Here is an 11,577-nt window from a genome sequence, read left to right as displayed (position 1 = left end):
GGGCCGGGCGCCTGGTCGGGCCGGGCGCCTGGTCGGGCCGGGCGCCTGGTCGGGCCGGGCGCCTGGTCGGGCCGGGCGCCTGGTCGGGCGGCGAGAAGGACCGGCGCGGGGCACTTCTCGCCCGCCGTGGGGACGCTTCCCGACGGTTTGGAGCCGCAAAGTGTCGGCAGCGGTCCCCACACGAAAAAGTGAGGACCCCTCCCGACGGTTTGGAATCCAAAACTGTCGGGAAGGGTCCTCACGTAACCCGTGGCGCTACATCCAGGAGAGGCCCACGGCGCCCAGGCCAAGGTGGTCGGCCAGGACCGGGCCTCCGTCCTTCACGCGCAGGTGCGCCTGGGGGAAGCGGGCGCGCGCGGCGAGAAACACCTCGCGCGTCTCCACCCCGCGCGGACCAAAGTGGGAGACGAGCAGCTCAGAGACGCCGGCAGGCACGCGGTCGACCATCGCCTGCGCCATGCCGCGCGCGCCGCGCCCGTCGGCGAGCTTGACGATGCCGCCCTCGGAGAGCGCCATCACCGGATAGCGGTTGAGCTTGGTTGCCACCGCGCGGCGGATGGCGCCCAGGCGACCGCTGCGAGAGAGCGCCACCATGTCGGGCACGGAGAAGACGATGCGGGTTCCGCCACGCTGCTCGGACAGCACGCGAACGAGCTCGTCCAGCCCCTTGCCCGCATCCGCGAGCGCGCGGGCGCGGCGGACGAGAAACTCGAGCGCTCCGGCCGTGAGCCAGGAATCGAGCACCGCCACGCGCGGGGAGCCCACGGCGGCGGCGGCCTCCTCGGCGCTGCGGTAGGTGCCCGAGAGCCGCGAGGAGATCGTCACGCAGAGGACGTCCTCACCGGCATCGAGGTGGCGGCGGAACACCCGCCCAAAGGTCGAGCTGCGCACGGCCTCGGTGGAGATGTGCCGGCTCGCGGCAAAGAGCTCGCCGTACTCGCCGTTCTCGCCGACAAAGCCCTCCTCGTGACGCTCGAAGTCCGTCGCATAGCCCATCGGCACGACCTCAACGCCCAGCTCGATGGCCTCCTGGCGCGTGAGCCCACAGGTAGAGTCGGTGATTATCGCGAGCATATGCGGTCGCCTCCCATCGCGCGGAACTTGTCGTAGCGGCGGCTCAGGAGCTCGCCTGTGGAGAGTCCACCCAACTCGTCGAGGGCAAGCTCGACCTCGCGCATGAGGTCGTGGGCAATCTCGGTGTGCGTGAGCCCAAGATCGGGCACCACGCCGTCCACCAGGCCGAGCTCGGAGAGGTCCGAGGCCGTGATGCGCAGCGCGGCGGCGGCCTCGTCGGCGCGCTTGGTGTCCTTCCAGAGGATGGAGGCGCAGCCCTCGGGGCTCACGACGGAGTAGGCGGCGCTGCCGAGCATGAGCACGCGGTCGGCAACCGCAAGCGCGAGCGCGCCGCCGGAGCCGCCCTCGCCCACCACGACGCTCACGATGGGGGTCTCAAGCCCGCTCATGGCAACGAGGTTGGTGGCGATGGCCTCGCCCTGGCCGCGCTCCTCGGCCCCGATGCCGCAGTAGGCACCGGAGGTGTCCACGAGGCAGAGCACCGGGCGGTGGAACTTCTCGGCCTGGCGCATGAGGCGAAGCGCCTTGCGATAGCCCTCGGGATGCGCCATGCCAAAGTTGCGACGCACGCGCTCCTTGGTGGAGTTGCCGCGCTCGATGGCAATGACGGTCATCACGCGGCCACCCCTCCAGCCAATGCCCGCCACCACGGCGGCGTCGTCGGCAAAGAGGCGGTCGCCGTGGAGCTCCACAAAGCCGTCGAGGCCGCGTTCCACGAGCTCAAGGGCCGTCGCGCGCTCCGTGGAACGTGTGAGCTTGACGATGTCATAGGCACTCGCGGGCTCAGGCGTGCGCTTGGGACGCGCGCCACGGCCACGGCGGGGTTCCTCGTGCGTCAGCGCGTGCGGGGAGCCGGCGGGAACCTCGCCCCTGTGCAGGACGAGAAGCTCGGCGATTGTGGCCACCATGTCGCGACGCTCCACGATGAGGTCGCAGAAGCCGTGCTCGAGCAGGAACTCGGAGCGCTGGAAGCCGGCGGGGAGCTTCTTGTGCGTGGTCTGCTCGACCACGCGCGGGCCGGCAAAGCCGACGAGCGCACCCGGCTCGGCAAGGATGACGTCGCCCTCCATGGCAAAGCTCGCGGTCACGCCGCCGGTGGTGGGGTCGGTGAGCACGGTCACGTAGAGCAGACCGGCCTCGCTGTGGCGGCGCACGGCGGCGGAGACCTTGGCCATCTGCATGAGCGACGTGGTGCCCTCCTGCATGCGGGCGCCACCGGAGACCGTGAAGCCCACGACGGGAAGGCCCAGCTCGCGGGCACGCTCAAAGGTGCGGCAGATCTTCTCGCCCACCACCGAGCCCATCGAGCCCATCATGAACTCGGCGTTCATGAAGAAGAGGGCGCAGTCCTGGCCGCCCACCTTGCCGCGCCCGCAGACCACGGCATCGTTCTCGTGGCTCTTCTCGCGCGCGGCGGCAAGCTTCTCCGCGTAGCCCGGAAACTCGAGGAAATCCGTGGCGGCAAGACCGGCGTCCCATTCCTCGAAGGTACCGGCGTCCACCGTGATGCGCATGCGCTTGCGACCAGAGACGCGCAGGTGGCGGCCACAGCGCGGGCACACGTCAAGGTTCTCGGAGAGCTTGGACTGGTCGATCACGCGGCGGCAGCCGGGGCACTTGATGAGCACGTGGCGCTCGGGGAACTCGGCCTCGACCTCGGTCACAGGGCTCTCGAGGGCGTTGACGCTCTTCTCTCGCTTACTCATAGAGGTGCTCCATCAAGTTGGTGTGGTAGTTGCCGGAGACAAACTCCGGGTTGGCGAGAATGTCCAGGTGCAGCTCGCTGTTCTCGGAGACGCCCTCTATCACCAGCTCGCCGAGGGCGGAGCGCATCTTGCGGATGGCCTCCTCGCGCGTGGACGAGCAGACGATGAGCTTGCCGAGCAGCGAGTCGTAGTAGGGGGGCACCACGGCGCCCACGTAGAGCGCCGAGTCAAAGCGCACCTGCGGGCCGCCGGGGACGTGCAGCATCGTAACGTCGCCGCACGAGGGAAGAAACTCGGGGGTCTCGGCGTTGATGCGGCACTCGATGGCGTGGTTGGCGATGGTGATGTCATCCTGCGAGAAGGGCAGCTCGGCGCCAGAGGCCACGCGCAGCTGCCACTTGACGAGGTCGATGCCGCTCACAAACTCCGTGACGGGATGCTCGACCTGCAGGCGCGTGTTCATCTCCATGAAGTAGAAGTTGCCGTCATCGGCAAAGAGGAACTCGATCGTGCCCACGCCCACGTATCCCACTGCGCGCGTGAGGTCGCGGGCGGCCTTGTGCATGCGCTCGCGCACGCCGGGGTGCGCGTCCAGGCACGGGGCCGGGCTCTCCTCGACGAGCTTCTGGTTGCGGCGCTGGACGGAGCACTCGCGCTCGCCGAGCGAGACCACGTTGCCGTGGGCGTCCGCCAGGACCTGCACCTCAACGTGGTGCGCGGGCGAGACGAACTTCTCCATGTAGCACTCGCCGTCGCCAAAGGCGGCCTCGGCCTCTGCGTGGGCCTCGACGAAGGCCTTGCCGGCGTCCGCTGGGTCCTCCACCTTGCGGATGCCGCGCCCGCCGCCGCCCGAGCGGGCCTTGATGAGCACGGGGCAACCGATGCGGGCGGCCTCGCGCTCGGCCTCCTCGGCGTTCGCGAGCAGGTCGCAGCCGGGAACGATGGGCACGTTGGCGTCACGGGCCGTGCGACGGGCCGCGTCCTTGTCGCCCATGCGGTCGATGACGTCCGGGTCTGGGCCAATGAACACGAGGCCGCACTCCCGGCACTCGCGGGCAAAGTGCGAGTTCTCCGAGAAGAACCCGTAGCCGGGGTGGATGGCCTTGGCGCCGGACTGCAGGGCCACGGTGATGATGGCGTCCTCGTTGAGGTAGCTGTCCGCCGGACGCGGGCCGCCGATGCAGTAGGCCTCGTCCGCGAGGGCTACGTGTAGGGCCTCGGCGTCCGCCGTGGAGTAGACGGCCACGGTCTTGACGCCCATCTCCTTGCAGGCGCGAATCACGCGGACCGCTATCTCCCCGCGGTTTGCGATAAGGATCTTGTCGAACATCGTCGCCTCCTGGGTGATTCAAGGGGGCTGGCCCCTTGAATCATGGGGTTTGGTGATTCAAGGGGGGTCTGCCCCCTGAATCACATCAAAGCGAAGGACATCTCCGCCTGGCAGCAGAGCTCGCCGTTCACGCGAGCCTCGCCCGTCGCAAAGCGGAAGGGCCCACGGCTCTTGGTGATGCGGCAGGTGAGCTCAACGGTGTCGCCAGGACGAACGGGATGCTTGAAGCGCACCTTGTCGAGGCTCGTGTACATGGGCGTGGCGCCCTTGGCGGCAAGGTCGTCGGCAAGAAGGACGCAGCAGTTCTGTGCCAGCATCTCGCACTGAATCACGCCCGGGACGATGGGGTTGCCCGGGAAGTGCCCCTGGACGAAGAACTCGTCCCCGGTGATGGTGATCTTGCCGTGGGCCTCCCCGTCAACGACCTCCGCCTCGTCGAGAAGCAGCATCGGCTCGCGGTGGGGCAGCAGGCTCTTGAGCTCTTCCTTGTTCATGCTCTGGCTCCCAACGTGGAGAGGGGACGGTACCCTCCCCACCTAGTAGATCTTCATCAGACAGCAGCCGTACTCGACGAGGTCGCCGTCCTTCACGCAGATGTCGACGATCTCTCCGTCGGCCTCGGCGGTGACCTCGTTCATGACCTTCATGGCCTCGATGACGCAGAGGGTCTCGCCCTTCTTGACCTTGGAGCCCACGTGCACGAAGGGCTCAGCGCCGGGGGCGGGGGCGGCGTAGAAGACGCCGACCATCGGGGCGCGCACCGCGGTGGTGTGGGACATGTCGAGCGGGGCGTCGCCCTCGGGCTCGGGAGCGGGCGCGGGCGCCGGTGCGGGTGCGGGTGCGGGCGCAGCGGCCGAGGCGGAAATCGGGGCCGCCGGCGCAGCGGGGGCCGCAAGCGCGACGACGCCGCACTCAAGCTCGACCGCGGAGCCGTCGGACTCCTCCACGCGCACGCGGGAGAGCCCGTGGCTCCTCATGATGTCGGCAATCTCGGAAATCTTGGCAGAGTCCATGGTTAGCTCCTCTCCACGGCACGCAGCGCCAGCGCGGCGTTGTGGCCGCCAAAGCCGAGGTTGGTGGAGAGGGCCCAGGTGAGCTCGCACTCCACGGCCTCGTTGGGCGTGTAGTCGAGGTCGCACGCCGGGTCGGGCGTGTGGTAGTTGATCGTGGGCGGCACGATGCCGTTCTCGAGGGCAAGCGCGCAGGCCATGGCCTCAACGGCACCGGTGGCGCCGATCATGTGGCCGGTCATGGACTTGGTCGAGGAGACGTGCGCGGCGCGCGCGGCCTCCTCGCCGAGCGCCTGCTTGAAGCCGAGCGTCTCGGAGGCGTCGTTGAGCTTGGTCGAGGTGCCGTGGGCGTTGATGTAGAGGCCCTCCTCGGGCTTGACGCCGCCCTCCTCCACAGCCTGGCGGATGGCGCGGGTGATGCCGGCGGCCTCGGGGTCGGGCGAGGTGATGTGGTAGGCGTCGTCCGTGTTGCCATAGCCCACGACCTCGGCGTAGATGTGGGCGCCGCGCGCGACGGCGTGCTCCCACTGCTCGAGGACGAGCACGCAGGCGCCCTCGCCCATGACAAACCCGTTGCGGTCCGCGTCAAAGGGGCGGCAGGCGGTGGCGGGGTCGGGGTTGGTGGTGAGAGCACGGCAGCTCGTGAAGCCGGCGATGGAATCGGGCATGATGGCCGCCTCGGCACCGCCGGCGAGAATGGCGTCGGCGTAGCCGTGCTTAATCGCGCGGAAGGCCTCGCCCACGGCGTGGGCGGAGGTGGCGCAGGCGGTCACGACGGGCAGGGTGGGACCGAGCGCCTTGTGGCGGATGGCGATGTTGCCAGAGGCCATGTTGGCGATCATCATCGTGATCATGAACGGGGAGGCTCGGCGGGGCCCGCGCTCTGCGATGGTGTGAACGTTGTCGGCAAAGGCGTTGATGCCGCCCACGCCGGACCCCACGTAGACGCCCAGGCGCTCGCGGTCGATGGCGTCCTCGGCGTCAAGGCCGGAGTCGGCCATGGCCTCGTCGGAGGCAACGAGCGCGTACTGGGAGAAGAGGTCCAGGTGAGCGGCCTCCTGCTTGCCGAGGAGCTCAACGCCGTCAAAGCCCTTGACCTCGGCGGCAACCTTGACCTTGAAGTTCTCCGTGTCAAAGTGGGTGATGGGGCCGATGCCGCAGCGACCGGCAACCATGCCCTCCCACGTCTCCTTGGCGGTGTTGCCAAGCGGCGTCACGGCGCCAATACCGGTGATTGCTACCCTGTGTTCCATCTCAACTCCCATCGATGCTACGAAAGGGGCAGTCCCTTCATAACATTAGTATTTTGATCTCACGAAGGGACTGTCCCCTCGTGAGATCGCTACATCGCCATGCCGCCGTCGACGCGGATGACCTCGCCGGTCACGTAGGATGCGGCGTCGCTCACGAGGAAGCGCGTCACGGCGGCAACTTCCTCGGCACTCGCAAGGCGGCCGAGCGGAATCTGCTTCTCGTAGCTCTCGACGACGCCCTCGGAGAGCACGGCCGTCATGTCCGTCTCCACAAAGCCGGGCGCGATGGCGTTCGCCGTCACGCCGCGCGGAGCGAGCTCGCGCGCCACGGACTTGGTGAGGCCGATGAGGCCGGCCTTGGAGGCGGCGTAGTTTGCCTGGCCCGCGTTGCCCATGAGGCCCACGACGGAGGCCATGTTCACGATGCGCCCGCCACGCTGGCGCATGAAGGCACGCGTGAGGGCGCGCGTGGTGTGGAAGGCGCCCTTGAGGTTGACGTCGATCACGCGGGAGAAGTCCTCGTCGCTCATGCGCACGAGCAGGCCGTCACGCGTGACGCCGGCGTTGTTGACAAGCGCCCAGACACTCCCAAAGTCGGCGAGAACCGCGTCCACGGTTGCCTTGACGGCCTCGGCATCCGAAACGTCACAGCGATAGGCGCGCGCGGTGGCGCCGGCGGCCTCGCAGGCGGCGACGGCCTCGGCAGCCGCGGCCTCGTTGCCCGCATAGACGAGCGCGAGGTCAAAGCCGTCGGCGGCAAGCCCCTCTGCGACGGCGCGGCCGATGCCGCGGGACGCGCCGGTCACGAGGGCCACGCGGCGGGAGGCGTCGCGCTCGATGGTCCCGGTCTTCTCGGCCATGGCTACTCCCCCTTCTCGGCGAGCGCGGCGAGAACCGCCTCGAGCTGCTCCGCGGTCTCGCACGGCAGCGCGGTGACGCCCTCGAGCGTGCGGGTCACGAGGCCCGTGAGGGTCTTGCCCGGACCGACCTCGATGAACGTGTCAACACCGTCGGCCGACATGTTCTCAAGCGTGCGCACCCACTGGACGGGGTTGGCCACCTGGCTGGAGAGCAGCTCGACTCGAGCGGCCTCGTCGGCCGGATAGGCCTCGCCGGTGCGGTTTGCCAGCACGGGAACGGAGGGCTCGGCCGGCGCGTGGCCGTCCGCGAGATACGCGGCGAGGCCCTTCTCGGCATCCGCCATGAGCGGGCTGTGGAAGGCGCCCGACACGGCGACCTTCATCGCGCGGCCCTTGGCCTCCTTGACGAGAAGATCGAGCTTCTCGCAGGCCTCGGGCGTGCCGGCGACGACGGTCTGGAGCGGGCTGTTGTAGTTCACGGGCCAGGCGTCGCCGGCCTCGGCGGCAAGGCGCTCCACGGTGGCGGCGTCGAGCTTCACGACGGCGCGCATGGCGCCGGGGTTCTTCTCGGCGGCGTCCGCCATGAGCTCGGCGCGGTGGCACACGAGCTCAAAGCCCTGCTCGTCGGTGTAGGCGCCGGCAAAGGTGAGCGCGGCGACCTCGCCGAGCGAGAAGCCCGCCACCACGTCCGGCGTCACGCCGTGCGCGGCGAGCGCGCGGGCGCACGCGAGGTCGGCGGCAAACACGCAGGGCTGCGTGTTGATGGTCTGCGAGAGCTCCTCCTTGGTGCCGGAGAGGCACTGCTCGGTGGTGCCGGGGCGCACCGCGTCGGCCGCGTCGAAGACGGCCTTGGCCGCGGGCTCGGACTCGATGAGGTCGGCGCACATGCCGGGGTGCTGGGCGCCCTGGCCGGCGAAGAGGAAGGCTACTTTACCCATTGCATTGCTCCAGACAGGACCTTCTCGGCCCCGTTGACGAGGTCGTCCACGATCTCCAGCGCGCTCTGGCGCTCCTTCACCATGCCGGCAATCTGGCCGCAGAGGAACGAGCCGTTCTCGTAGTCGCCCTCCTTGGCCGCCTTGCGCAGGGCCCCGGTGCCGAGGGCGTTGAGCTCCTCCTCGGAGGCGCCGGCGGACTCCATCTGCGCGTACTTGTTAGAGAAGGGGTTCTTGAGCGCGCGCACGGGGTGGCCGGTCGAGCGGCCGGTCGCGCGCGTGGCGATGTCGTTTGCCTTGAGGACCATGTCCTTGTACTTGTCGGCCACGGTGCACTCGTTGGCAACGAGGAAGCGCGTCCCCACCTGGACCCCCACGGCGCCGAGCATGAAGGCGGCGGCCACGCCGCGCCCGTCGGCGATGCCGCCGGCGGCGATGACGGGGATCTTCACGGCGTCGACGACCTGCGGCACGAGTGCCATCGTGGTGGTCTCGCCGATGTGACCGCCGGACTCGGTGCCCTCGGCCACCACGGCCACGGCACCGGCGCGCTGGACGAGCTTGGCCATGGCAACGGAGGCCACCACGGGGATGACCTTGATGCCGGCCGCGTTCCAGGCCTTCATGTACTTGGTGGGGTTGCCGGCACCGGTCACCACGACGGGCACGTGCTCGTCGATGACGACCTGGGCCACCTCGTCGGCAAACGGGCTCATGAGCATGACGTTCACGCCAAAGGGCTTGTCGGTCTTCTCGCGAAGCTCGTGGATCTGGTCGCGCAGCCAGTCGGCGTTGGCGTTCATGGCCGCGATGATGCCCAGGCCGCCGGCCTCGGAGACCGCGGCGGCGAGGGAGGCGTCGGCAATCCATGCCATCCCGCCCTGGAAGACGGGCTTCTCGATGCCGAGAAGGTCACAGATGGGGGTGCGCAGCATGACTAGTTCTCCAGGAGGGAGTCGACCATCTCGACGAACTCGCCGATGGTGGTGGGGTTGGACTCGGCGTCGATCTCGATGCCGAACTCGTCCTCGCACGCCATGACGGCCTCAACGGTGGCGAGGCTGTCAAGGCCGACCTCGGCGAGCGTGGTCTCGGCGGTCAGCTCGACGTCGTCGAGGCCGCCCTGCTCGCGGACGATCGCGCACACGCGCTCAAAGGTGCTCTGGTCTGCCATTGTTGGTACTCCTTCTTTTTTCCATGCGCCCGGCGGGCGCTCCAATGGATGATGTGGGATGGTGCCGAGTGGCGCGTCGTGGGCCTAGCCCCAGCGCAGGAGGCAGGCACCCGTGTCGAGGCCCGCCCCAAACCCGACGAGGGCAACGAGCTGGCCGCCCTTGAGCTCGCCGGAGCGGGCGAGGCGGTCGAGCGCGAGCGGGATGCACGCGCTCGAGATGTTGCCCGTCTCAGCGAGGGCGCGCGCGACCCTGGCGTTGTCGATGCCAAGGCGTGCGACGGCCGAGGAGAGGATGCGCTCGTTGGCCTGGTGGAAGACAAAGTGGTCGATGTCGTCGATCGAAACGCCCGCCTCCTCGCAGAGGGTGCGCACGGAGGTGACGATGGCGTTCACGCCAAACTTGAAGACGCGACGGCCCTCCATGGAAAGGACGCTCGCGGGGCGCTCGGTCTCGTCGTAGGGCGAGGTGCCCGCGACGCCGGGAACGTGGAGGATGTCGACGGCCGGCTCCGTGGAGAGGTGCGTGGCCAGGGGGTTCTCGCCGTCAGCGGCAAGCACCGCGGCGGCCGCGCCGTCGCCAAAGAGCACGCACGTGGCGCGGTCGGACCAGTCCACCAGGCGGCTCATCTTCTCCGAGGAGACCACGAGGACGCGCTGGGCGCGGCCGCGGGCAAAGTAGCCGTCCGCCACGTCGAGCGCAAAGACAAAGCCCGCACAGGCGGCCGAGACGTCAAAGGCCGGGCACGAGGCGCCGAGAAGCTCGGCGATGGCGCAGGCCTCCGCGGGGATGAGGTGGTCCCCGCTCGTGGTGGAGCAGATGATGAGGTCAAGCTCGTCGGGCGTCACGCCGGCGGCGTCAAGCGCGGCACGGGCGGCCTCAACGGAGAGGTCGTCGAGCGTCTCGGTGGTGCAGATCCTGCGGCTCGAGATGCCCGTGCGCTGTGAAATCCACTCGTCGGAGGTGTCAAGGAACTCGGAGAGGTCGTCGTTCGTGACCGAGCGGCTCGGGAGCGCCGAGCCCGTTCCCAGAATGCGAAATCCCACCTGCCCGCCTTCCGTCGTTGTTAACGTGTCAACATCTCTTTGCTCATAGGTAGGCTAGTCAATGTGCGTGGGGAGTGGTGCGATTATTTTTGGCTCCCCAATATTGCCATGAGTCCTCCATATGGGCGGCAGCTCCCCCGCGCCCCTCGACAAACGCCAAGAGAGGGCCGACACTTCTCTGTTGTGCACACGAGAGGACAAGAAGGAGCGGGCATGCCGCCAGCGCTTGAGCTTTGGGAGACCATGGGTTCCACCAACGACCGCGCCCTCGAGCTCGCGCGGGAGGGGGCGCCCCACGGGTGCGCCGTGGCCGCGCGGCGGCAGACGGCCGGGCGCGGGCGGCGAGGGCACGTGTGGGAGTCCCCTCGCGGCAACCTCTATCTTTCCGTCGTGTTGAGGCCATGCGTTTCACCGTCGCGGCTGCCGGGACTTGCGGCGGCGTGCGGGCTTGGCGCCGCAGACGTGCTCGATGTCCTTCTCGCTTCAAACGCGCCGCAGCTCAAGTGGCCCAACGATCTTCTCGCCGCGGGACGCAAGCTGGGCGGGATCCTTGTTGAGGCGGCGCGGGACAACGATGGCAAGAGCTTTGCCGTGTGCGGCATTGGCATCAATATAGAAAGCGCTCCGCGCGACCTGGGGGCGGTCTCCCTTGCGGAGCTTGGCGTCGCGGCGTCCTTCTCGGCGCTTGCGGAGGCGCTACGGGCGGGCATTGTCTCGCGAGTTGATGCCTGGGCATCTGCCGAGGGCGAGCGTCCGCTCGACGGCATCCGAGAGGGCTACCTTGCCCATCTTGCCTGGCGTGGCGAGAAGGTCGTGGCGCTCTCGCCCGCCGGCCGCGAGCTCGCGCGCGGGACCCTCGACACCGTTGACCCCTGGGGCCGCGCCGTCGTGGACGGCACCCCCTACGCCGCCGAGCAAGCCTCCCTCCGCCCCGCATGACGCCTGGCGTCAGAGCTGAGTGTCATGTGACGCGCCGCGCCCACCAGGTGTATTCCGGACCAACGGCAAATCCGCGCCAGGTGCATCCCCCTGCGACAAAAGCACGCCAGGTGTATCCCGGCGGGAATGCACCTGGCGCATACACATTGGCAGGGTGACACTCAGCTCTGACGCTAGTGTCATGACAGTTTACCCTGTCACCATTGTCATGAAACGGGCCGGGCCCCCGCGGGGGTGGGGGCGGGGGGGGGG

General features: G+C 68.9%; 12 protein-coding genes. 1 reads left to right on the top strand and 11 read right to left on the bottom strand.

Annotation, left to right across the window (positions count from 1 at the left end):
* Positions 1-255 precede the first annotated feature (255 nt).
* From QUW25_RS09785 to QUW25_RS09735, 11 genes are all read right to left on the bottom strand, one after another.
* Positions 256-1,074: a DegV family protein gene (locus tag QUW25_RS09785; RefSeq protein WP_289512029.1), complete on the bottom strand. Its 819-nt coding sequence runs from the start codon at positions 1,072-1,074 to the stop codon at positions 256-258.
* Positions 1,062-2,780 (bottom strand): acetyl-CoA carboxylase, carboxyltransferase subunit beta, encoded by a 1,719-nt coding sequence (gene accD / locus QUW25_RS09780; protein ID WP_289512028.1) that lies wholly within the window; start codon positions 2,778-2,780, stop codon positions 1,062-1,064. The genes QUW25_RS09785 and accD overlap by 13 nt, the downstream gene beginning before the upstream one ends.
* A complete protein-coding gene (gene accC, locus QUW25_RS09775) occupies positions 2,773-4,110 on the bottom strand; it encodes an acetyl-CoA carboxylase biotin carboxylase subunit (RefSeq protein ID WP_289512027.1) in 1,338 nt (445 codons plus the stop codon). The genes accD and accC overlap by 8 nt, the downstream gene beginning before the upstream one ends.
* Before the next feature lie 80 nt (positions 4,111-4,190).
* Positions 4,191-4,604, bottom strand: coding sequence for a 3-hydroxyacyl-ACP dehydratase FabZ (gene fabZ / locus QUW25_RS09770; protein ID WP_289512026.1), 414 nt, complete (start codon positions 4,602-4,604; stop codon positions 4,191-4,193).
* Positions 4,605-4,646: 42 nt separating this feature from the next.
* Positions 4,647-5,123, bottom strand: coding sequence for an acetyl-CoA carboxylase biotin carboxyl carrier protein (gene accB, locus QUW25_RS09765; protein WP_289512025.1), 477 nt, complete (start codon positions 5,121-5,123; stop codon positions 4,647-4,649).
* A gap of 2 nt (positions 5,124-5,125) precedes the next feature.
* The gene (gene fabF, locus QUW25_RS09760) at positions 5,126-6,373 is read right to left on the bottom strand and encodes a beta-ketoacyl-ACP synthase II (protein WP_289512024.1); all 1,248 of its coding nucleotides are present in this window, start codon (positions 6,371-6,373) and stop codon (positions 5,126-5,128) included.
* 89 nt (positions 6,374-6,462) lie between these two features.
* Positions 6,463-7,233 carry a 3-oxoacyl-[acyl-carrier-protein] reductase gene (gene fabG / locus QUW25_RS09755; RefSeq protein ID WP_289512023.1) on the bottom strand — a complete coding sequence of 257 codons (771 nt, stop codon included), beginning with the start codon at positions 7,231-7,233 and terminating at the stop codon, positions 6,463-6,465.
* A gap of 2 nt (positions 7,234-7,235) precedes the next feature.
* Complete coding sequence (locus QUW25_RS09750; RefSeq protein WP_289512022.1) at positions 7,236-8,171, bottom strand: ACP S-malonyltransferase; 936 nt, start codon at positions 8,169-8,171, stop codon at positions 7,236-7,238.
* A complete protein-coding gene (gene fabK / locus QUW25_RS09745; RefSeq protein WP_289512021.1) occupies positions 8,159-9,103 on the bottom strand; it encodes an enoyl-[acyl-carrier-protein] reductase FabK in 945 nt (314 codons plus the stop codon). The genes QUW25_RS09750 and fabK overlap by 13 nt, the downstream gene beginning before the upstream one ends.
* Before the next feature lie 2 nt (positions 9,104-9,105).
* Positions 9,106-9,342, bottom strand: coding sequence for a phosphopantetheine-binding protein (locus QUW25_RS09740; protein ID WP_087314542.1), 237 nt, complete (start codon positions 9,340-9,342; stop codon positions 9,106-9,108).
* Positions 9,343-9,426: 84 nt separating this feature from the next.
* A complete protein-coding gene (locus QUW25_RS09735; RefSeq protein ID WP_289512020.1) occupies positions 9,427-10,386 on the bottom strand; it encodes a beta-ketoacyl-ACP synthase III in 960 nt (319 codons plus the stop codon).
* Positions 10,387-10,599: 213 nt separating this feature from the next.
* On the opposite strand from QUW25_RS09735, the gene QUW25_RS09730 reads away from it, so the two are divergent.
* Complete coding sequence (locus tag QUW25_RS09730) at positions 10,600-11,325, top strand: biotin--[acetyl-CoA-carboxylase] ligase (RefSeq protein ID WP_289512019.1); 726 nt, start codon at positions 10,600-10,602, stop codon at positions 11,323-11,325.
* Positions 11,326-11,577 lie beyond the last annotated feature (252 nt).

It is taken from the genome of Thermophilibacter provencensis (assembly GCF_030372065.1).
GTDB classification, from domain to species: Bacteria; Actinomycetota; Coriobacteriia; order Coriobacteriales; family Atopobiaceae; genus Thermophilibacter; species Thermophilibacter provencensis_A.
The sequence above is the reverse complement of the archived record's forward strand: the minus strand, read 5'-3'. Positions and strand labels throughout refer to the sequence as shown.